19 protein-coding genes are annotated in these 19,914 nt (G+C 65.4%); 10 read left to right on the forward strand and 9 right to left on the reverse strand.

The window, feature by feature from the left end:
- Positions 1–39: 39 nt before the first annotated feature.
- Both AC5ZFO_RS10000 and AC5ZFO_RS10005 read left to right on the forward strand, forming a co-directional pair.
- Positions 40–1,038: a hypothetical protein gene (locus tag AC5ZFO_RS10000; RefSeq protein ID WP_282520965.1), complete on the forward strand. Its 999-nt coding sequence runs from the start codon at positions 40–42 to the stop codon at positions 1,036–1,038.
- A gap of 42 nt (positions 1,039–1,080) precedes the next feature.
- Complete coding sequence (locus AC5ZFO_RS10005) at positions 1,081–1,521, forward strand: DUF1489 family protein (RefSeq protein WP_282520964.1); 441 nt, start codon at positions 1,081–1,083, stop codon at positions 1,519–1,521.
- 8 nt (positions 1,522–1,529) lie between these two features.
- Here AC5ZFO_RS10005 and AC5ZFO_RS10010 read toward each other — a convergent pair whose 3' ends face one another.
- On the reverse strand, positions 1,530–2,279 hold the full coding sequence (locus AC5ZFO_RS10010; protein ID WP_282520963.1) for a COG3904 family protein: 750 nt from the start codon (positions 2,277–2,279) through the stop codon (positions 1,530–1,532).
- A 76-nt stretch (positions 2,280–2,355) separates the two neighbouring features.
- Positions 2,356–3,207 (reverse strand): pantoate--beta-alanine ligase, encoded by an 852-nt coding sequence (gene panC, locus AC5ZFO_RS10015; RefSeq protein ID WP_282520962.1) that lies wholly within the window; start codon positions 3,205–3,207, stop codon positions 2,356–2,358.
- Between the two features lie 283 nt (positions 3,208–3,490).
- Between panC and AC5ZFO_RS10020 the strand changes: the two genes are divergently transcribed.
- The 4 genes from AC5ZFO_RS10020 to AC5ZFO_RS10035 all read left to right on the forward strand — a co-directional run bounded on the left by AC5ZFO_RS10020 (position 3,491) and on the right by AC5ZFO_RS10035 (position 7,304).
- Entirely contained in the window at positions 3,491–4,414 is a 924-nt protein-coding gene (locus AC5ZFO_RS10020) for a division plane positioning ATPase MipZ (protein WP_014494648.1), read from the forward strand.
- A gap of 341 nt (positions 4,415–4,755) precedes the next feature.
- Positions 4,756–5,616 carry an alpha/beta fold hydrolase gene (locus AC5ZFO_RS10025; protein ID WP_282520961.1) on the forward strand — a complete coding sequence of 287 codons (861 nt, stop codon included), beginning with the start codon at positions 4,756–4,758 and terminating at the stop codon, positions 5,614–5,616.
- Positions 5,617–5,775: 159 nt separating this feature from the next.
- Positions 5,776–6,519, forward strand: a complete 744-nt coding sequence (locus AC5ZFO_RS10030; RefSeq protein WP_282520960.1) for a vWA domain-containing protein — start codon at positions 5,776–5,778, stop codon at positions 6,517–6,519.
- 59 nt (positions 6,520–6,578) lie between these two features.
- Positions 6,579–7,304: a DnaJ domain-containing protein gene (locus AC5ZFO_RS10035; protein ID WP_282520959.1), complete on the forward strand. Its 726-nt coding sequence runs from the start codon at positions 6,579–6,581 to the stop codon at positions 7,302–7,304.
- Positions 7,305–7,521: 217 nt separating this feature from the next.
- Here AC5ZFO_RS10035 and AC5ZFO_RS10040 read toward each other — a convergent pair whose 3' ends face one another.
- Entirely contained in the window at positions 7,522–9,372 is a 1,851-nt protein-coding gene (locus AC5ZFO_RS10040) for a D-alanyl-D-alanine carboxypeptidase (RefSeq protein WP_282520958.1), read from the reverse strand.
- A gap of 388 nt (positions 9,373–9,760) precedes the next feature.
- On the opposite strand from AC5ZFO_RS10040, the gene AC5ZFO_RS10045 reads away from it, so the two are divergent.
- Positions 9,761–10,099 (forward strand): phasin family protein, encoded by a 339-nt coding sequence (locus tag AC5ZFO_RS10045; protein ID WP_014494653.1) that lies wholly within the window; start codon positions 9,761–9,763, stop codon positions 10,097–10,099.
- A gap of 146 nt (positions 10,100–10,245) precedes the next feature.
- Here AC5ZFO_RS10045 and AC5ZFO_RS10050 read toward each other — a convergent pair whose 3' ends face one another.
- Positions 10,246–10,443: a hypothetical protein gene (locus AC5ZFO_RS10050; RefSeq protein ID WP_282520957.1), complete on the reverse strand. Its 198-nt coding sequence runs from the start codon at positions 10,441–10,443 to the stop codon at positions 10,246–10,248.
- Positions 10,444–10,954: 511 nt separating this feature from the next.
- On the opposite strand from AC5ZFO_RS10050, the gene clpS reads away from it, so the two are divergent.
- Positions 10,955–11,287: an ATP-dependent Clp protease adapter ClpS gene (clpS, locus tag AC5ZFO_RS10055; protein ID WP_014494655.1), complete on the forward strand. Its 333-nt coding sequence runs from the start codon at positions 10,955–10,957 to the stop codon at positions 11,285–11,287.
- A 291-nt stretch (positions 11,288–11,578) separates the two neighbouring features.
- A complete protein-coding gene (gene clpA, locus AC5ZFO_RS10060; protein WP_014494656.1) occupies positions 11,579–13,993 on the forward strand; it encodes an ATP-dependent Clp protease ATP-binding subunit ClpA in 2,415 nt (804 codons plus the stop codon).
- Between the two features lie 71 nt (positions 13,994–14,064).
- On the opposite strand, the gene AC5ZFO_RS10065 is transcribed toward clpA, so the two are convergent.
- The 5 genes from AC5ZFO_RS10065 to AC5ZFO_RS10085 all read right to left on the reverse strand — a co-directional run bounded on the left by AC5ZFO_RS10065 (position 14,065) and on the right by AC5ZFO_RS10085 (position 18,683).
- Positions 14,065–14,523: a PEGA domain-containing protein gene (locus AC5ZFO_RS10065; RefSeq protein WP_092193127.1), complete on the reverse strand. Its 459-nt coding sequence runs from the start codon at positions 14,521–14,523 to the stop codon at positions 14,065–14,067.
- A gap of 121 nt (positions 14,524–14,644) precedes the next feature.
- Positions 14,645–16,066: an MFS transporter gene (locus AC5ZFO_RS10070; protein ID WP_282521221.1), complete on the reverse strand. Its 1,422-nt coding sequence runs from the start codon at positions 16,064–16,066 to the stop codon at positions 14,645–14,647.
- Positions 16,067–16,248: 182 nt separating this feature from the next.
- Positions 16,249–17,274, reverse strand: a complete 1,026-nt coding sequence (locus AC5ZFO_RS10075) for an aldo/keto reductase (protein ID WP_282520956.1) — start codon at positions 17,272–17,274, stop codon at positions 16,249–16,251.
- Positions 17,275–17,390: 116 nt separating this feature from the next.
- Positions 17,391–17,627: a hypothetical protein gene (locus tag AC5ZFO_RS10080; protein ID WP_282520955.1), complete on the reverse strand. Its 237-nt coding sequence runs from the start codon at positions 17,625–17,627 to the stop codon at positions 17,391–17,393.
- A 99-nt stretch (positions 17,628–17,726) separates the two neighbouring features.
- Entirely contained in the window at positions 17,727–18,683 is a 957-nt protein-coding gene (locus AC5ZFO_RS10085; RefSeq protein WP_282520954.1) for an AraC-like ligand-binding domain-containing protein, read from the reverse strand.
- Positions 18,684–18,879: 196 nt separating this feature from the next.
- Between AC5ZFO_RS10085 and AC5ZFO_RS10090 the strand changes: the two genes are divergently transcribed.
- Entirely contained in the window at positions 18,880–19,896 is a 1,017-nt protein-coding gene (locus tag AC5ZFO_RS10090; RefSeq protein WP_071917400.1) for a carbon-nitrogen hydrolase family protein, read from the forward strand.
- The last annotated feature ends 18 nt before the right edge of the window (positions 19,897–19,914 follow it).

Genomic DNA, 19,914 nt, shown 5'->3' on the forward strand with positions numbered 1-19,914 from the left:
TGACCATTCGCTCTTTGCTCGCGTGAGGGGACGTCGCGCATGAACTGGGCATGGGCCACTTCGTTCGACCAGATCGGGCGCTCGCAGGCCGTACCGATGTGGATGATCCTGGTAGCCGCCGGCTTCCTCGGACTGATCCTCCTGATCACGCTGCTGCGCGCCGAAAGGTCGGTTGCCAACGGCGCGCTGACGGTCATCGCGCTGCTTTCCATTGCCATCGCCGTGGCTGCCACCGTGCGCGTTCATGGTCCGGCGGAGGTGGCGGCTCCGGGCGAGGCGCGCGCGCAGGCAGCGGTCGTCGCCAGCCTGCCGGCGTTGTCCTGTCTCGACGATCTCGCCGGCAATGCCGTGGCGATCGGTTGCGAGAAGGCGCTGTTCGGCTCGCCTGACGCGGCGGCAGCGGCCGTCTCCTACACCGCCGCGCGGATCGACCGACTCACCGCGCTCGGCGATGCCGCGACCGCCGAGAAGAGCCTGACGCTGGACATGAAGGTGCTGCGCAAGGCGCTGGAGCGCGACCGCTACGGTCTCGTCGCGCAGGTGCTGGTCGCACGCGACGGCTGCACGCAGTTCGACTGCTCCGCCTTCCGCTCGCTGACCGATCAGCAGCGGGTCGCCGCCAACATGGATTCCCATCTCTACGACACGCTGGTCGCACGCTATGCGCCAGGCTGGAACGCGCCCGCAACGGCAACGGGACCGGCGATGCCGGCCACCGCGGCGCTTGCCGGGATGCCGCCATCGATGCCGACGGGCAGGCCGACCAATGCGGAGTTCCCGAGCGCGTCATCGACGCCGCCGGTGAGCATCATGAATCCGGAGCCGCCCACGGCGGCGGTGCGACAGGCTGCGCCTGCCGGAGGCGCAGCCTCGGCGCCGCGCCCGTCCGCTCCGACCTCGGCGCAGGCCGCTGCTCCAGCGGCGCCGGCTGCGAAGAAGCCGCCGGCACCGAAGGCCGCGCGTGCGCCGGCGGCAGCACCGGTTCCGCTCGCCCCGCCGGCCCCAGCCCCGGCTCCTGCGGCTGCGGATAAGGAATAGTTTGGCATTCCAAATGCGTGGCTGCCCGGCTAATGCTGGGGCATGCCGCTACATCTGATCAAGCTCGCCGTCGGCTGCGACTCCGTCAAGGAATTGAAGGGATGGATCGCCGAACGGATGCAGACCGCCAAGAAGAAAGGTCTGCCGCAACATCACATCCACATCACCCGCATGGTGCCCAAGCGCGACGCCGAGATCCTGGCGGGCGGATCGCTCTACTGGGTGATCAAGGGCGAGATCGCCGCGCGGGAAAAGATCATCGGCATCGAGCCGTTCCGCGACAAGGACGGCATCGGCCGTTGCCGGATCGTGATGCAGCCGAAGCTGATCTCGGTATCGCCGCGGCCGATGCGGCCGTTCCAGGGCTGGCGCTATCTCAGCGATGATTCCGTGCCGCCCGATCTCGGCAAGTCGGCCGCCGGCTCGATCGCGGCGATGCCGGAGCCGATGCGGCGCGAGCTGCGCGATCTCGGACTGCTCTGACGCGGCGCTCATGGCGACGTGACGATGTGCAGCCGCGCCCAGTCGGAGGGCGGCATCACGACCGGACGCCCGCCTTCCCCGATGGCGTCGATGATGTCGACCAGTTCGGGCTCGACGCCCATCTCGAGCAGGTACTTGCGATACTGCTCGCCAAAGATCGCCGTCAGGCTCTCGCGCTGTTCGGGCGCCACGTTGGGCGCGCGGCGATTGCGGATGGAGCGGCCGGTCAGCACCACCGTCGCCCCCTGCGGGAGGCTGCGATGCACCCCGCCCGCGAGCATGAGGACGCACGCGAAATCGCATGCCGGATCCGGCAAGGACACCTTGGCACCGAGCGGCCCGCCCGGGCGCTTCAGCGCAAAACAATCGGCTTCCGGCTTGCCGGCGCAGGCCTCGACCTCGGTCGCGCCGGCGGTGGCATCCAGGCCGCGGTCGCGCAGGATGCGGCCCATGCTGACTGCAACATTGAGGTTGGAGCTGCCCCAGCTATGGATGACGAGCGGCAGCTTGTGTCCCGCCTGGCGATCGAGAATCGCGATCCGCCGCTTGTAGCTGTCCCATTGCACCGTGCCCTCGGCGGCGATCCAGTCGGAGCAGCCCGGTCCGCAGGCCCCGGCGGGGCCATGGGCGACGTAGAAGATCATCGCATCCGGCGGCGACCCGTACAGGCCGACCGGCGGGCGCTGTTGCGCCTGGGCGGCAGTCGCGGCGACAAGCGCCAGCACGCCGTTCACGATCATCGTGCGGATGAATGACATGCCCCTGCCAGCCGGCCCGTTCCCTCGCGCCGATCATCCATCCGGGCGAGGGAACGCGCAAGATCGACCCTGGCGGTTACACCGCGATATTGTCGATCAGCCGGGTCGTGCCGAGCTTGGCCGCCACCAGGATCCGCAACGGGCCGTCCTTGCGCGAGGTGACCGGCGCGAGCGTCTCGGCATGGCGCGCCTCGAAATAGTCGAGCGCAAAGCCGGCCGCCGTGATCATCCCGGCGCCGCGCGCCATCTCGGATGCGATCGCTTCGCCGGCGCGGATGCGCCCGGCGCTGTCCTTCATGGCGCGGTAAAGCGTGGTCGCGGTCTGCCGCTCCTCCGGCGAGAGATAGACGTTGCGCGAAGACATCGCGAGCCCATCACGCTCGCGCACGGTGCGGGAGCCGGTCACCTTGACGCCGAGGTCGAGGTCGCGCGCCATCTGCGTCACCACCCGCAACTGCTGAAAATCCTTCTCGCCGAAGATCGCGACATCCGGCCGGCACTGCGTGAACAACTTGCCGACGACGGTGGCGACGCCGCCGAAGAAGTGCGGCCTGAAGCGGTCCTCCAGGCCGGCCAGCGCCGGCCCCTCCGGCACGATGCGGGTCGCAAAGCCGCCCGGATACATCGCCTCGGCGCCGGGGTGCCAGACGATGTCGACGTCCTCGGCGGCGAGCTTGGCGAGATCGGACTTCCAGGTGCGCGGATAGGCACCAAAGTCCTCGGTCGGGGCGAACTGGGTCGGGTTGACGAAGATCGACACCACGACGCGACTCGCGCGCCGCTTGGCGAGGCGCACCAGCGACACATGCCCGTCATGGAGGGCCCCCATGGTCGGGACCAGCGCGATCGTGGCCTTTCGCTTGCGAAGATTGTCGACGGCGCGTCGCAAGGCGGGGACCGTGCGGGCGATCAAGGGGCTTCGTGACATCAGGACTCGACAGGTTGGGAATGGGAGGCGGGCGCGTCCCGGCGCCCGGCCGGCTAACCTTAACAAGGGTCGATCGTGGACGCCATGCATTCGGATGCGGCACAGCATCCCGCGCGAGGCCGCGCATGATGTCGCGACATCGTGGGCTGAATCACAGGCGAGGGATGGCGCCGTGATTCATGTCGAACAACGGCGCGTGCGATTTGCATTTACTGTCACGCATTTCACTTGACCGCAGACGCGGCCAACTCGAAGATATTCATTAGGGGTGTTGAGGATCACTATGCTTGTGCAAGCTAGCCAAGGCCAATCCGGCTCGGCGCATGTTGTCGTGCTCGGCAACGAAAAAGGCGGCTCCGGCAAGTCGACCACCGCCCTGCACATCGCGGTCGCGCTGCTGAAGGCCGGCCAGCGCGTCGCCACCATCGACCTCGACTGCCGTCAGCAGAGCTTTACCCGCTACATCGGCAACCGTTCCGCCTGGGCGCGCCGCACCGGCCTCGGCCTCGAGCTGCCGGTGCATCGCTGCATCAAGCTCGGCGAGACCATGCAGATCGCCGAGAACGAGAATTCCGAGTTCCTGCAGTTCATGGAGGCGGTCTCGGCGGTCGAGAGCAATTTCGACTTCATCGTCATCGATACGCCGGGCACCGACAGCTATCTGATGCGCTTGGCGCACTCGATGGCCGACACGCTGGTCACGCCGATCAACGACAGCTTCCTCGACTTCGACGTGCTCGGCACCGTCGATCCCGCCAACTACGCAGTGACGGGCGAGAGCCACTATGCCGAGATGGTGCGGGATGTCAGGCGCAAGCGGCGCCAGCTCGACGGCTCCAGCACCGATTGGATCGTCGTGCGCAACCGCCTGTCGATGCTCGGCTCCCGCAACAAGCAGCTCGTCGCCGAGGGCCTCAAGGATTTGTCGCTACGGCTCGGCTTCCGCTACGTCGACGGCTTCGCCGAGCGCGTCGTCTATCGCGAATTTTTTCCGCGCGGCCTGACCGCGCTCGACGAGATCGACGAGGCAACGCTCGGCATGCGGCCCAACCTTGGCCATCTCACCGCGCGGGAAGAGGTGACGGGCCTGCTCCGTCAGCTCAAGCTGCCGCTCGACGAACGCGGCCGCCGCCGTGCGGCAAATCGCGCCGAGTGGTTCAGCCAGGTCGACAAGCCGCTCGAGGTCCACGACATCCTCGGCGCCTGAGGCGGCGGTATATCGCTACTTCCAGCCGATTGAAGCTGCCGGTTCCCGCCGGAACTGAGTGCGGGCTTGGCCGTTTCACCCAGTATTTACCGTGAAATTGCACCAAATCGGGACCGGTTGCATAGGATGGTGGCTGCACCTGACATAGCCGCCTGAGAACGGGATGCCCAAGAAACGCGTGCGCCGCACAATGAAAGGGCTGAAGGTTCACAATATTTAAGCTTCCTGTCACGCGGCTGTGACATATATTAGGGAATAGGCGACCAGGGGCCGAAGAGCCCCGGAAGAACACGATTTTCAACAGGGATTCAGGCCGCAAGAGCCTGAGGCTGAGGACGAAAATGAAGCGTGGAATTGCCGTTCTGGTTTCGGTTAGTGCCCTCTGCGGCGTCGCCTATGTCACGGCGAGCAAGTGGGCGATCAGGCACGAGACCATCACCTTCTACGACGCCTCGCGCGACAACCGTCCCGTGCCTGTCGATATCGCGGTCCGCCGCGACAAGGAAATGCAGGCCGATGCCGGCATGATCACGCTGCCGGTTGCAGTGATCAATCACGGCAACACCGTCAAGAATACCGAGTACGGCTTCCTCGCCAACATCTTCGCGGCGCGCGGCTACATGGTCGTAAGCCCGCAGCATGATTTGCCGACCGATCCTCCCATGGTGACCAAGCCCGGCGAGCTCTATGTCGGCCGGCTGCCGCAGATCCTGCGCGGCGTTGCCAACATCCATCTCGCCATGCAGGAGATGAAGAAGGTTCAGCCCAACGCCGATTACGACAGGGTGACGATGGTCGGCCACTCCATGGGCGGCGACATCACGATGTATTTCGCCAAGCAGTATCCGGATGAGGTCAAGAAGGTCGTCACGCTCGACAATCTGCGCGTGCCCTTCGTCACTGCCGGCAAGTTCAAGATCCTGTCGTTCCGTTCGCAGGATCCGCAGTTCAAGACCGACGCCGGTGTCATCCCGACCGACGAGGAATGCGAGAAGGCCGGCATCCAGGTCGTGAAGACTGAATTCCAGCACAACGACATGCGCGACACCGGTCCGGATGCGGCCAAGAACTCGATCCAGGGCATGCTCGACAAGTTCCTGACCGATACCGACAGCGGCGTGGCGCCTGTCGATACGCGCTCGGCCCCGCCCAATATCCTGGAGCCCGGTCCGGTTGCTCTGATGGCGCCTGCCAAGAGTTGACACCGACCTGCTGAGACCGACACCAGCGGACACCGACACCGCTCCGATCGTCTGCACGACCTGCAAAGCCTCCGCCGGCATCCGCTCGCGGAGGCTTTGCACATTGACCGGGCCGCAGGCGCTATCCACATTAGCCGCTCACGCAAGAAGCGAGCAGGGATGCCCGGCGAACCCGTCAAACCGCGTGGCCGTGATGCCGTCTCGAGCCAAACCGGCGGCACGCTGCCTCAAGCCAGCACCGCGGAGGACATCGCCGCGTTCGTCGCCAAGGCGCGGGCGCTGTCGCCGCACGCCCCCGGCGCGAAGGGGCGACTGATTTTCGCGCTGGATGCGACGATGAGCCGGCAGCCGACCTGGGACATGGCCTGCGCGCTCCAGGCGGACATGTTCCGCGAGGCCGCAGCGATCGGCAGCCTCGACATCCGGCTCGTCTACTATCGCGGCTTGAACGAGTGTCGTGCCACGGGCTGGATTTCCGACAGCGCCAAGCTCGCGACGTTGATGAGCAAGATCGACTGTCGCGGCGGCGACACCCAGATCGGCAAGGTGCTGAGCGACGTGCGGCGCGAGGCGGTCGCATCGGGCGTGCGTGCGGTCGTCTTCGTCGGCGATGCCATGGAGGAGAAGGTCGACGAGCTCTGCGCCAAGGCCGGCGAGCTCGGCATGCTCAAGGTCCCCGTGTTCGTGTTTCAGGAAGGCGCCGACGCCGTGGCCGAGCAGGCCTTTCGCGAGATCGCGCGGCTGACCGGCGGGGCCTGGTGCCGATTCGATCCCGGCGCGGCGGCGCAGCTCCGCGAACTGCTGCGCGCTGCAGCAGCTTATGCGGCCGGCGGCCGCGAGGCGCTGTTGAAACTGGCCAAGAATGCGAGCGGTGCGGCCAAGCTGATCGGGCAGATGAAGTAGCGGCCCGCGCCGGAGACGGACGCCATGCATTTTGCCGTGAGGGCGACTATATTCCGGCCATGACCCTGATCGCCGGCGCCGTCGCCGTTATCACGCTTTATCTGCTGCTCCAGATGTTCCGCTCCGCCAATCCGGCGGTGCTGGCGCGCACCATCAAGTTCGGTGGTGGCGTGGTGGCGCTCGCGGTCGCAGCGTTCACGGGCCTGCGGGGCGAGCTGGCGGTGGCGATCCCGCTCGGGATTTTCGGCGCCGGGCTCCTGGGCTGGACGCCGCTGGCGAATGCCGGCTTCGGCAATATCGGCGGGCTGTTCGGCGGTGGCGCAACGCGGCCGTCCGGACAGGCCTCGCGCGTACGTTCGCAATTCCTGGACATGCGGCTCGACCACGATTCGGGTCAGCTCGCCGGCCAGATCGTCGCCGGCCCTCACGCCGGGCGCGATCTCAACGAGTTCGATCTCGCTGGCCTGCTGGCGATGGCTCCGGCGTTCGACGCCGAGAGCGTGGCGCTACTTGAAAGCTATCTGGACCGCCGGTTTCCCGCTTGGCGTCAGAACGCGCAAGGCGATGCGGCAGGGCGGCAGCGCCGCACGGCGCCGAGCGGCAAAATGACGGCGGAGGAAGCCTATCAGATCCTTGGCCTGCAGCCGGGCGCGGGGCGCGACGACATCAGCCGGGCGCACAAGTCCCTGATGAAGAAACTCCATCCCGACCAGGGGGGCTCGACGTATCTCGCTGCCCGTGTGAACGAGGCCAAGGATACTCTGCTTCGCACGCATAACGGCTAACTCCGGCACTACGCTACAAACGCCCGTACCGCGTAGACTCTACTTGCTCTGTCTGCCGTCGCCCCGATGCCCGCCTTTGTCGGCGTGGTCGATCCCTTGAGTAAAGTTTTAACCGTAAATCCTTGACGAGAGGTTGTCGCGGAACTGGCATCGCCGCATCCCCAAACAAAAATGCCCGCGCAAGGCGCGGGCATTTTGATTGGAGTGGTACGACAGATCAGTTGCGGACGGTGATGCAGGAGATGTCGGCGCGCTTCAGGGCGCGGCAGACGGCTTCGGCCTGGTCCCGCTCGAGCCCGGCGAAACGGGCCCGGTAAAGCTTGCGATTGTCCTTGGCGAGGACCGGCTCGGTGAACGGGTCGGCCTTGCTGAGCAGGCCGCGGGCCGAGCTGCGCGCGGCGTCGATGCGCTGCTGGGCTTCGTTCTCGCTCTCGAGTGCGCCGACCTGGACGATCCAGCCGCTATGGGTGGCGACCGGCTTGGTGGTGGCGCTCATCTGGATCGGCTGCGGCACAGGATCGGCCGAAGCGAGCTTCGCAGCAGCCGGAGTGGGCGCGGCGGCCGGTGCGGCCGGCAGCACGCCGAGGATGCCATTGCCGGTGCCGAAGCCCGCCGGCTGACGGGGCATCTCGGTGCGGGTGAGCTCGGCCCTCGGCGCTTCCGGCTGGCTCGCCATCTCGGGCTTGTTGATGAGATCGGCGCGGGCGACGACGGCGCCGGAAGTCTCCGCGACGTCGGAGCGGGCTGCAATCGTGCTCGTGACCTGCGGTGCGACCTGAGCCGGCGCGGCGGAGGCGACCTTCACGGTGCCGGCCTTGACCTGAACCGTCTTGACCCGGACCGGCTTCATCGGCTCGGACGAGCCGGGGATGATGGAGAGCGGCTGGCTCGAGATCACGCCATTGGTGAGCGGCGCGGGCTCGATCCTGGATTCAGTTGGCCGAACCTCAGGCTTGCTGGTGTCCGGCCTGGCTTGAGCCGGCGGCATCGCGGCGGTCGCGGCCGCCAGCGCCGACAAGCGCGAGGCAAGACGCTGCGGGGCCGTTTCGGGGGCAGGGGTGGCCGCCGCCTGTTGGACCTGCGGAGCGGGGCGGGCCGGGGTCTCCGATGCATCGGCGACATCGGTATTGGCGTCTGCGCCGTTGCGCTCGGTGACGGCGACGACGGTGTGGGTGGTCGCGCCCTTCTCGAGGTTCTCTGCGAGCAGGTTACGCATGGTGGCGTCGCGCGAGCCGCCGCTGCGGCCGCCGAGCACCACGCCGATCAGGTGGCGGTTGCCGCGACGCATCGAGGTCACGAGGTTGAAGCCGGAGGCGCGGGTGTAGCCGGTCTTGATGCCGTCCACGCCCTCGACGCTGCCGAGCAGGTGGTTATGGTTGCGGATCGACTGTCCGCGCCAATTGAACGTCGAGGTCGCGAAATAACGGTAGTAGCGCGGGAAGCGCTCCTGGATGGCACGGCCGAGCGTGGCCTGGTCGCGTGCGGTCGTGACCTGCTCGTCGTTGGGGAGGCCGTTGGCGTTGCGGTAGACCGTCCTGGACATGCCGAGCGAGCGGGCCTTGCGCGTCATCATGGTGGCGAAGTCGTCCTCGTCGCCGGCGATGGCTTCGGCTATGACCACGGCGGCGTCGTTGGCGGAGCGGGTGACGAGACCCTTGATCGCGTCCTCGACGCGGATGGTCTGGCCGGCACGCAGGTTCAGCTTGGTCGGATCCTGATCGGCGGCGTGCTGCGACACCGGCATCTCGGTGTCGAGCTTCATCCTGCCGGACTCGAGGCGCTCGAACAGCAGATAGAGCGTCATGATCTTGGTGAGCGAGGCGGGGTGGCGGATTCCGTCTGGGCTCGTTGCCTGGAGTACGGAGCCGGAATTGCCGTCGACGATGATCGATGCGAATTTCGGGCTGGAACTGTCGGACACATCGCGCTGCACCCGGTGGTGCGCGTAATGGCGCCGGTGACGCCGTGCCTCGGCAGCATCGGTGAAGATGACTACGGCGGTGACCGTAAGAAGCCCGAAAACGCCAACCCGCGCCAAGCGCGAGGAAGACAAGTTTTTACGAAGCATGAAACCCCGTCCCCGTTTCTGACTTGATCACCGGCCCGTGAGGCGAAATTGTGCCCACTCGACCCGGGATCATTACCTGCTCAGGCTGTCTCTCCGCTGGTGTTCGCTGCGGGAAACGTTGGGCTTGAGCCGCTGTTCTGGCTAAGGTGATGTTCTCGAACGGCTTTTGACCATTCACGGAAGCTGAACACGTCCAGGGAATCAGGGTAGGGGTCCGCGGTTTCTAAAAGCTTAAGGAACCCTTGCGGGAAACCCCGGGAATCTCAGCGATTTACATCTAGTTTTGTGCGTCGCACAATATTGTTGACTTTTTTGTGCGTTGCACTATTTTTAGGCGGAGTCAGGGAGCCGGGGCTTCCGGACGAAAGCCAGGGAAAAGGATTCCGAAATGTTCAAGGTTGAAGACTTTCAGAGCTACGGGAAAGAGCAGTTCGAGCAGTGCGTTGCTTCCGCGACCTCGATGCAGCATGGCCTCCAGGCGATCGCCAGCGCGTATGGCGACTACACCAAGAAGTCGTTCGAAGACACCAAGTCCTTCGTCGAGAAGCTTTCCGGCGTGAAGTCGCTGGACAAGGCCGTGGAAGCGCAGACCGACTTCGCCCGGTCCAGCTACGAGACCTTCGTTGCGGAATCGCAGAAGATTGCCGGCCTTTACAGCGACCTCGCCAAGCAGGCGTTCAAGCCGGTCGAGACCATCGTTTCGAAGTTCACCCCGGCTGCCAACTAACGTCCTCTGGAACTCCTGGAATCGAAAAGCCCGGCTGGTTCAGCCGGGCTTTTTTGTTGTCGCGACAGAGATCCGCTTCAGCGCGCCGCGCGCGGCTTCGACAGCGACGTACCGACGTCAACCCCACACGGTCTCACTCGCCGACATCACCGGACCGAACGTGTCGATGCCGCTCGCGCAATGCTCGCCGCCTTGGCGTCGCCGCGCAGCTTCTTCCGCTGCGTGTCGATCTGCGAGGCATTGCTGTACCACCAGCGGTTCTGCGCATCGAGACCGCCGACGACGAGCACGAGGCCACTGAGCTCACCGACCAGGTTCTTCGCGGCCGTCTGCATCGCCGACATCTTGCCGTCCTGGGCCCTCAGAGCCGGCGTTGTCGAGCAGCATGGCAACGCGCATACGCACCTGGCGCCACGCGATTGAACGGCAGCTCGATTGGTCCGTAGAAAACCGGAGGTGTCCCGCGAAATCGCCGCTGCCGCTTAACGGCCGGGTTCCTGGTCAAGATGTTCTAAACGGTGACGGCCGAAACTTTTGTCAAATCGGTCCGGATTGACTAACCTTGGTTAGGATCGCCGGACCGGGAATCGGGATTGCCTCGACCATATCGGCCAGGCCGTTGCACGCTTGCGGCGAGCCGGGGGCGGGCCCATATTCCCTACAATCGAGCCGGGCTTGACCGGACCGGTTGGAAGCGACGATCCAACAAGGCGGCGCGCCCGTGCAAAGCTCCGAAGGGAGGGGCCGCGCGGCTGACCGTCACTCGCTTCCGTGGGGAATTTGAACGCCTGAGCCATGCCGCACCTGACTTTCAGACTAGACCTGTCCGCGCAAGCCGCTGCCCACGCTCCTCGTATGAGCAATGACGAGAACCGTTCGGGCGGACCGACGGGGCCGAATACGTCTGTCATCACCAAGGTCAAGCCGAAGACCAAACGGCCGAACCTGTATCGTGTGCTGATCCTGAACGACGACTACACGCCGATGGAATTCGTCGTCCATGTGCTGGAGAAGTTCTTCCAGAAGGACATCGAGGCCGCGACCAAGATCATGCTGCATGTCCATCATCACGGCATCGGCGAGTGCGGCGTATTCACCTACGAGATCGCCGAGACCAAGGTGACGCAGGTGATGGACTTCGCCCGCAAGCACCAGCATCCGCTGCAATGCGTGATGGAAAAGAAATAACTGCGCGTTCAAATCCAGAGTTATTTAGATCGGTTCTGGTCGCGCGGTATGTGACGGCAGCACATCCTGCTGCGTGATCCCGCGAAAATCAGCGGCGTCAATCCTGCCCAAATGGGTAGTTCTGCCCAAATCGGAACGGGTTTTGCATCGAGCATGCCGTGGGCGCGTAATGCCCATTTGAGTCGCGGAACCGGTCTTTCGCCGCGATCTTGTATAACTATATGTGACAAAGGTTGTTGTTGCCTGACCGGGCGATGGCGATCATGATGGTGGGGGCCATAGAGGACGCGAATGCCGACTTTTTCCCAAAGCCTTGAACAATCCCTGCATCGTGCACTGGCGATCGCAAACGAGCGTCATCACCAATACGCGACGCTCGAGCATCTTTTGCTCTCCCTGATTGACGACTCCGATGCAGCCGCCGTCATGCGCGCCTGTAGCGTCGATCTCGACAAGCTCCGTACGAGCCTCGTCAATTATCTTGAGACCGAATTCGAGAATCTGGTGACGGATGGCGCCGACGACGCCAAGCCGACCGCCGGTTTCCAGCGCGTGATCCAGCGCGCGGTGATCCACGTGCAGTCGTCCGGCCGCGAAGAGGTGACCGGCGCCAACGTGCTGATCGCGATCTTCGCCGAGCGCGAGAGCCATGCTGCGTATTTCCTGCAGGAGCAGGACATGACGCGCTATGACGCCGTCAACTACATCAGCCATGGTATCGCCAAGCGGCCGGGCGTCTCCGAGGCGCGGCCGGTGCGCGGCGTCGACGAGGAGACCGAAGCAAAGGGTACCGAGGACGCCAAGAAGAAGGGCGAGGCGCTCGAGACCTATTGCGTCAACCTCAACAAGAAGGCGCGCGACGGCAAGATCGATCCGGTGATCGGACGCAACTCCGAGATCAACCGCGCGATCCAGGTGCTGTGCCGCCGGCAGAAGAACAATCCGCTGTTCGTGGGCGAAGCCGGTGTCGGCAAGACCGCGATCGCGGAGGGCCTCGCCAAGCGCATCGTCGACAGCGAGGTGCCGGAGGTTCTTGCGGCTGCGACCGTGTTCTCGCTCGACATGGGCACGCTGCTCGCGGGCACGCGCTATCGCGGCGACTTCGAGGAGCGCCTGAAGCAGGTGCTGAAGGAGCTCGAGGCGCATCCCAACGCCATCCTGTTCATCGACGAGATCCACACCGTGATCGGTGCGGGCGCGACGTCGGGCGGCGCGATGGATGCGTCGAACCTGCTCAAGCCGGCGCTTGCCTCGGGCACGATCCGCTGCATGGGCTCGACCACCTATAAGGAATACCGCCAGCACTTCGAGAAGGACCGCGCGCTGGTGCGGCGCTTCCAGAAGATCGACATCAACGAGCCGACGGTCGAGGACGCGATCGCGATCCTCAAGGGTCTCAAGCCTTACTTCGAGGATTACCATCGGCTGAAGTACACCAACGAGGCGATCGAGGCCGCGGTGCAGCTCTCCTCGCGCTACATCCACGACCGCAAGCTGCCCGACAAGGCGATCGACGTGATCGACGAGTCAGGTGCGGCGCAGATGCTGGTGGCCGAGAACAAGCGCAAGAAGACCATCGGCATCAAGGAGATCGAGACCACGATCGCGTCGATGGCGCGGATCCCGCCGAAGAGCGTGTCGAAGGACGATGCCGAGGTGCTCAAGCATCTCGAGCAGACCCTGAAGCGCACCGTGTTCGGTCAGGACAAGGCGATCGAGTCGCTCGCCGCATCGATTAAGCTGGCGCGTGCCGGCTTGCGCGAGCCGGAGAAGCCGATCGGCTGCTATTTGTTCTCGGGTCCGACCGGCGTCGGCAAGACCGAGGTGGCGAAGCAACTCGCCGCATCGCTTGGCGTCGAGCTGTTGCGCTTCGACATGTCCGAGTACATGGAGCGGCACACCGTGTCGCGCCTGATCGGCGCGCCTCCCGGCTATGTCGGCTTCGATCAGGGCGGCCTGCTCACTGACGGCGTCGATCAGCATCCGCATTGCGTGGTTCTGCTCGACGAAATCGAGAAGGCGCATCCCGACCTCTACAACGTGCTGCTCCAGATCATGGATCACGGCCGGCTCACCGACCATAACGGCAAGCAGGTCAACTTCCGCAACGTGATCCTGATCATGACCACGAACGCGGGTGCTTCGGATCTCGCCAAGCAGGCGTTCGGCTTCACGCGCTCGAAGCGGGAAGGCGACGACCACGAGGCGATCAACCGGCAGTTCGCGCCGGAATTCCGCAACCGTCTCGATGCCATCGTCTCGTTCGGCCATCTCAGCGTCGAGGTGATCGGTACGGTCGTTGAGAAGTTCGTGCTTCAGCTCGAGGCTCAGCTCGGCGATCGCGACGTCACCATCGAACTGTCCGAGCCCGCCAAGACCTGGCTGGTCCAGCACGGCTACGACGAGCAGATGGGCGCACGGCCCATGGCCCGCGTCATCCAGGAGCACATCAAGAAGCCGCTGGCCGACGAGGTGCTGTTCGGCAAGCTCAAGGGTGGCGGTCACGTCCGCGTCGTCCTGGTCAAGGACGAGGCCGACGAGACCAAGGACAAGATCGGGTTCGAGTTCCTCGACGGTCCGATCACGCCGAAGCAGGAGAAGCTGCCCGGCGCCCGCAAGCGTCCGCCGGGCAAGTCCAAGCCGGGCGGTGGCGGCTCCGGCGGCTCGAAGGGGCCGACCTCGAAGGGCCCGCTGGTCAAGGCTTGATTGCGAGCGATATCAAATGAAAAGGCCGGCTGAAAAGCCGGCCTTTTTGTTTGCGTGGCAGTTGCGAGGGGCTAGGTGCCGGTGTCGGGCGCGGGCGCCGCCGGCGGCCGCGGCTTCTTCGGCGCGGGTGGCCGTGCGCGGGCAGGAGCTGACGGCTGCATGGTCACGATGACAGGGTTTGGCTTGTGATCGGTTGCCGCCCCGGTGGCAGCATCGACGCCCATGCCGACGACACCGCCGAGCAAAAGGTTTCCCGCGAAGCCGGCGGCCCCGGAGGTCGGTATGTCCCGGCTGAGCGGCACGATCTGCGGTTCATAGCCTTCCTTCTGGAAGGTGATCGAAATGTCCGCGTTCCGCTTGACGACCACGGAGCACGGCGTCGTGCAGGTGGTCGGCACTTCCATTCCGCTGACGACGGCTTCCACGCCCGACGGTGTCGATGAGATGCTGATGTTTTCGGTCGTGCCCCGCGTGACAGACGCGCAGCCGCCCAGCATGACGCTGAGCGCCACAATTCCAAATGAACGCATGAAATGCCCCTTATTCCCCGCGTCAATGAAGCGCAACCGGAGCGGGAGGGCAATACGTCACTGGTCCAGATAGTTAAGCCACGCACAAGTTGGGCGCGAGAACAGCCGAACCTGGACTGAGCTATTCGCCGCGCAGGCGCTGGTCGTCCTGTACCCGGACGTGCTCGGCGCCGCGCGCGCCGGCGGGCGACAGCCGCAGCATGCTCAGCACTGCACCGCACAGCGCAAATCCGACGCCGACAAGGAGCGCGATCCTGGTTCCCTCGGTCGGATAGCGGCCGAGCAGCAGTGCCACCAGCGCCGCGCCGGTGGTCTGGCCGAGCAGGCGCGCCGTGCCCAGCATGCCGCTGGCGCCGCCGGCGCGCTCGCGCGGGGCGGCCGCGATCATGGTGCGGTTGTTGGGAGTCTGGAACAGGCCGAAGCCGGCCCCCGCCAACGCCATCCGCCAGATCACGTCGAGCGGCGTCGGGCTTGCAGGCAGGAAGGCGAGTGCGCCGAGGCCGCAGGCAAACAGCGTGAGCCCGATGCCGCCGAGCAGGCCGGCCGGATAATGCTCGACCAGGCGGCCGGCGAGCGGGGCTGCGAACGCCACCGCGATCGGCCATGGCGTGATCAGGAGTCCCATATGCACCGCCGAATAGCCGAAGCGGCTCTGGAGATAGAAGGGGATCGCGACGAAGGCCAGCATCTGTCCGCAGAACGAGGCGATCGAGGTGGCGATCGACAGTGCGAATACCGGGATGCGCAACAGATCGACCGGCAGCAGCGGCGAGGTCATGTGGGTTTCGCGGTAGATCAGCAGCGCGCCTGCGACGATGGCGATGGCGAATTGAACGAGACAGGTGATGGCGGCCTCGCCATGACCGACGCTGTCGACGGCCGCGATGCCGACGCCGAAGGTGATCGCAGATAGCCCTGCGCTCTGCCAGTCGAAGGAATGGCCGGCGGGTTTTGTGTGCGGCAGGCTGCGCAGGCCGAGCACCAGCGTCACCGCACCCAGCGGGACGTTGATGGCGAACAGCCAGGGCCAGGTTCCGACCGCCAGGATGCCCGCGGCGAGCGTCGGGCCGACCGCGGCCGAGAAGGCGACGACGAGCGCGTTGATCCCGATGCCGCGACCGAGCTGGCTGCGCGGGTAGGTGAAGCGCACCAGCGCCGCGTTGACGCTCATGATGCCGGCGGCGCCAAAACCCTGGATGATGCGCGCGATCGTCAGCAGCGGCAGCGTATGCGCCAGCGCGCAGAAGGCGGATGCGAGCGTGAACAGGACGAGCCCGGCCAGATAGACGCGGCGATAGCCGACGATCTCGCCGAGCGATGCCAGCGGCAGCAGCGAGATCGTGATCGCGAGCTGGTAGCCATTGACGATCCAGATCGAGAAGGCCGGGCTGGCATCGAGGTCGGCCGCGATCGTCGGCAGCGCCACGTTGGCGATGGCGCTGTCGACGACGGCCATGATGATGCCGAGCGCAATCGTCAGCACCGCCTGGTTGCGCTGCGGCTGCGGCAGGCCGTCGGCATGCTCGATCGGGGCAGACGACATGATGGAGGCGAGCTTGATTCGAGCCGTGTTCATCTCCGGATTAGGAAATTGCAGGATGGATCGCAACCCGGCAGGACACGGACGGTTCCTGCGCCGGAAGCAGGCCTTCCGGCACAGGAAATCGGGTCGGGACCGCTTTCGCGAGGGCTCGGGGAGCCGAGCGGTCGGGCCGTTGGCCGTCTCTACACCGCCGGCGGATTGCGGTCGGAGAAGGTGCCGCGCTGGTGCCAGTAGGGATAGGGCAGCGTCACCTTGCTCGCGGCATCGAGCTTTGCGATCTGGTCGTTGGTCAATGTCCAGCCGACCGCGCCGAGATTTTCGCGCAGCTGCGTCTCGTTACGCGCGCCGATGATCAGCGTCGAGACCGTCGGACGCTGGAGCAGCCAGTTCAGCGCGATCTGGGAGACGCTCTTGCCGGTCTCCGTGGCGACCTCGTCGATCGCCTCGACCACGCGATAGACGTGCTCATCGGGCACGGGCGGGCCGAAATCGGCGGTCTTGGGCAGGCGACTGACCTCGGGCTTCGGTTGACCCCGTCGGATTTTTCCGGTGAGGCGCCCCCATCCGAGCGGTGACCAGACCACGGCGCCGAGCCCCTGGTCGACGCCGAGCGGCATCAGCTCCCATTCGTAGTCGCGCCCGATCAGTGAATAGTAGGTCTGGTTGGCGACATAGCGCGGGAAGCCGTGCTTGTCGGCAACCGAGAGCGACTTCATCAGGTGCCAGCCCGAAAAGTTGGAGACGCCGACATAGCGGATCTTGCCGGCGCGCACGAGCACGTCGAGGGTGGCAAGCACCTCTTCGGGCGGGGTGAAGGCGTCGAAGCCGTGAAGCTGGAACAGGTCGATGTAATCGGTGCCGAGCCGGCTCAGCGAACCGTCGATGGCCGCGAGCAGATGTTGCCGCGACGAGCCGATGTCGTTGGGCCCATCGCCGAAGCGGAAGGTGGCCTTGGTCGAGATCAAAACCTTGTCGCGGCGGCCCTTGATGGCCTCGCCGAGGACGCGCTCGGATTCGCCGAGCGAATAGACGTTGGCAGTGTCGAACATCGACACCCCCGCATCGAGGCAGATATCCAGAAGGCGCCGCGCCTCGGCCGCGTCCGTCGTACCCCATGCAGCAAGGCGGCCGACGCCGCCGAAGGTGCCCGTTCCCAGGCTCAAAGCGGGCACCATGAGGCCGGATCGGCCCAAGCGTCGGTATTCCATCGATATGCTCCTCGGCTGGCCGCTGGTTGATCAATGCGGCCTTGGGGGGCGATGGTAGTGCAAGCGCGGGCCGCGTCCTATCACGCGCTCACATACCGGCCTTGCTTGGGAATGACCTAGTCGTGCAGACGCATGTCATCGAATGCGGCATCGGCAACGCGTGGGCCGGCTGTCTTCACCGATGACTGAACCTCGACCTTGGTTGCGGGCGAGGGGAAACAGGCGACTTCGCCGTCACGCGCCTGCCGTGGCAGCAGCGTCAGGCCCCAGCCCACCAGGACGAGCACCGCGAGCCGGATCGCGATCACACCCAGCAACAGCTCCGATCCGCTTATGGTGGCGTGAGTCCTCATGCACGCCAGCCTGATCCGCGCGGCCGGACAAGGCAATCTGGAATTGACGAGGCTTGCCTTCGCCTGCAGCGAAGGCTCAAGGTGATAGCTGGCTGGATGTCAGTGCCGCAACTGGCTCTGCCTGAAGTCGCGCGGCGACATTCCGAAATGCTCGCGGAAGACGCGGCCGAAATGCGAGAGATCGTTGAAGCCCCAGGCGAAGGCGATCTCGCTGACATGGCGATGGGCCAGCACGGGCGAGGCGAGGTCACGCCGGCATTGGGCGAGACGCTCGGCAAGCACATGGCGCTGGAACGAGGTATCCTCGTCGGCGAGGAGATCGTTTACATAGCGCGGCGAGATGCCGAGTGCAGCCGCGGCCTCCGACAGCGAGAGGTCGGGATCCGCGAGGTGAGCGCGGATGTGGGCCTTCAAGCGATAGAGCAAGGCGGAGCGATGGGTGGAGGACGGCAGCGATGTCTTGCCGAGCCGTTCGCTCAGCGCCATCGCGAGCAGATCGACGGCCTGCTCCGACAACGCTGCAGCGTTGTCCGGGGCAAGTCGGTCCGCGCTCTGGCAAAGCCTGAAGATGAAATCATAGGCGAGCCGTTCGAGCGGCACATCGGCGCCGAACGACATCGCGGTGAGCGTCTCGGTGGCGCCGAGCCGGCGCTGCAGCATTTCGCGGGGCACCTTGAAGATCGTCTGCGTGAAGGCGTCGTTGAACTTCAGCTCATAGGGACGCGTCGTGTCGTAGAGCGCGAACTCGCCGGGATGGATCACGGTCTCGCGGCCGTCCTGCACCACGCCTCCGTCGCCGCGATTGCCGAGCGCAACGAGGACAAAATCCTGATCCGAACGCGCGATGCGGGACGGCGTCCGGAACACGTGCTGGCGGTCGGAGCAGACCTCGGAGCACACGGCCTTGCCGAGCGCGGCCTGCGTGACCGAGCCGCGAAAGGCGCTGCCGAGGTCGGACTTGCAGTCGAGCCCGACGAAGACGTCGCAGACGATGTCCTGCCACAGCGCCAGCCGCCGGTAGCCGGGGCTGCCGTCTGTCGTGAACTGGATTGGCATCGGCAAGCCTCCCTGTCACATCCAGCAAAACCGCATGTTGGCGCAAATCCAGCCAGACCGAAGGCAAGTCCCGTACCCGTCGGCGATCCCGGCCAGTCGAGTTTTTGTTCCACTGCGGTCGAGCGCCCGACCGGGTGGCTTGGCCAAATAGACTGCATCGGACGTGGCTTCCGATCAACCGGCAATGGAGGCGGGAATGGGCATCGAACATCCGAAATACAAGGTCGCGGTGGTGCAGGCGGCGCCCGCCTGGCTGGATCTCGACGCCTCGATCGACAAGTCGATCGCGCTGATCAGGGACGCGGCCGAGAAGGGCGCCAAGCTGATCGCCTTTCCCGAGGCCTTCATTCCCGGCTACCCCTGGCATATCTGGATGGACTCGCCGGCCTGGGCGATCGGCCGCGGCTTCGTGCAGCGCTACTTCGACAACTCGCTGTCCTATGACAGTCCGCAGGCCGAGCGGCTGCGCGACGCCGTACGCAAGGCAAAGCTCACCGCCGTGCTCGGCCTGTCCGAGCGCGACGGCGGCAGTCTCTATCTGGCGCAATGGCTGATCGGGCCGGACGGCGAGACCATCGCAAAGCGCCGCAAGCTGCGGCCGACCCATGCCGAGCGCACGGTCTATGGCGAGGGTGACGGCAGCGATCTCGCCGTGCATGCAAGATCAGACATCGGCCGCATCGGCGCATTGTGTTGCTGGGAGCATCTCCAGCCACTGTCGAAATATGCGATGTACGCCCAGAACGAGCAGGTGCATGTCGCGGCCTGGCCGAGCTTCTCGCTCTACGATCCCTTTGCGCCGGCGCTCGGCGCCGAGGTCAACAATGCCGCCTCGCGCGTCTATGCGGTGGAGGGCTCCTGCTTCGTGCTCGCGCCGTGCGCGACGGTCTCGCAGGCCATGATCGATGAGCTCTGCGACCGGCCGGACAAGAATGCGTTGCTGCATGTGGGTGGCGGATTCGCCGCGATCTACGGCCCCGACGGCAGCCAGATCGGCGACAAGCTGGCGCCGGACCAGGAAGGGCTGCTGATTGCCGAGATCGATCTCGGTGCCATCGGGGTTGCCAAGAACGCTGCCGATCCCGCCGGGCATTATTCGCGGCCCGACGTGACGCGGCTCCTGCTCAACAAGAAGCGATACCAGCGCGTCGAGCAGTTCGCGCTGCCGGTCGACACCATTGAGCCCACGGACATCGCGGCCGCGGCAAGCTGATCGCCGGGATCAAGGGGA

The organism is Bradyrhizobium sp. Unk1, assembly GCF_059512345.1.

Coding starts and splice junctions, on each gene's coding strand:
- AC5ZFO_RS10000 (WP_282520965.1), top strand. CDS start 40: ATGAACTGGGCATGGGCCACTTCGTTCGACCAGATCGGGCGCTCGCAG.
- AC5ZFO_RS10005 (WP_282520964.1), top strand. CDS start 1,081: ATGCCGCTACATCTGATCAAGCTCGCCGTCGGCTGCGACTCCGTCAAG.
- AC5ZFO_RS10010 (WP_282520963.1), bottom strand. CDS start 2,279: ATGTCATTCATCCGCACGATGATCGTGAACGGCGTGCTGGCGCTTGTC.
- panC (WP_282520962.1), bottom strand. CDS start 3,207: ATGTCACGAAGCCCCTTGATCGCCCGCACGGTCCCCGCCTTGCGACGC.
- AC5ZFO_RS10020 (WP_014494648.1), top strand. CDS start 3,491: ATGCTTGTGCAAGCTAGCCAAGGCCAATCCGGCTCGGCGCATGTTGTC.
- AC5ZFO_RS10025 (WP_282520961.1), top strand. CDS start 4,756: ATGAAGCGTGGAATTGCCGTTCTGGTTTCGGTTAGTGCCCTCTGCGGC.
- AC5ZFO_RS10030 (WP_282520960.1), top strand. CDS start 5,776: ATGCCCGGCGAACCCGTCAAACCGCGTGGCCGTGATGCCGTCTCGAGC.
- AC5ZFO_RS10035 (WP_282520959.1), top strand. CDS start 6,579: ATGACCCTGATCGCCGGCGCCGTCGCCGTTATCACGCTTTATCTGCTG.
- AC5ZFO_RS10040 (WP_282520958.1), bottom strand. CDS start 9,372: ATGCTTCGTAAAAACTTGTCTTCCTCGCGCTTGGCGCGGGTTGGCGTT.
- AC5ZFO_RS10045 (WP_014494653.1), top strand. CDS start 9,761: ATGTTCAAGGTTGAAGACTTTCAGAGCTACGGGAAAGAGCAGTTCGAG.
- AC5ZFO_RS10050 (WP_282520957.1), bottom strand. CDS start 10,443: ATGTCGGCGATGCAGACGGCCGCGAAGAACCTGGTCGGTGAGCTCAGT.
- clpS (WP_014494655.1), top strand. CDS start 10,955: ATGAGCAATGACGAGAACCGTTCGGGCGGACCGACGGGGCCGAATACG.
- clpA (WP_014494656.1), top strand. CDS start 11,579: ATGCCGACTTTTTCCCAAAGCCTTGAACAATCCCTGCATCGTGCACTG.
- AC5ZFO_RS10065 (WP_092193127.1), bottom strand. CDS start 14,523: ATGCGTTCATTTGGAATTGTGGCGCTCAGCGTCATGCTGGGCGGCTGC.
- AC5ZFO_RS10070 (WP_282521221.1), bottom strand. CDS start 16,066: ATGTCGTCTGCCCCGATCGAGCATGCCGACGGCCTGCCGCAGCCGCAG.
- AC5ZFO_RS10075 (WP_282520956.1), bottom strand. CDS start 17,274: ATGGAATACCGACGCTTGGGCCGATCCGGCCTCATGGTGCCCGCTTTG.
- AC5ZFO_RS10080 (WP_282520955.1), bottom strand. CDS start 17,627: ATGAGGACTCACGCCACCATAAGCGGATCGGAGCTGTTGCTGGGTGTG.
- AC5ZFO_RS10085 (WP_282520954.1), bottom strand. CDS start 18,683: ATGCCAATCCAGTTCACGACAGACGGCAGCCCCGGCTACCGGCGGCTG.
- AC5ZFO_RS10090 (WP_071917400.1), top strand. CDS start 18,880: ATGGGCATCGAACATCCGAAATACAAGGTCGCGGTGGTGCAGGCGGCG.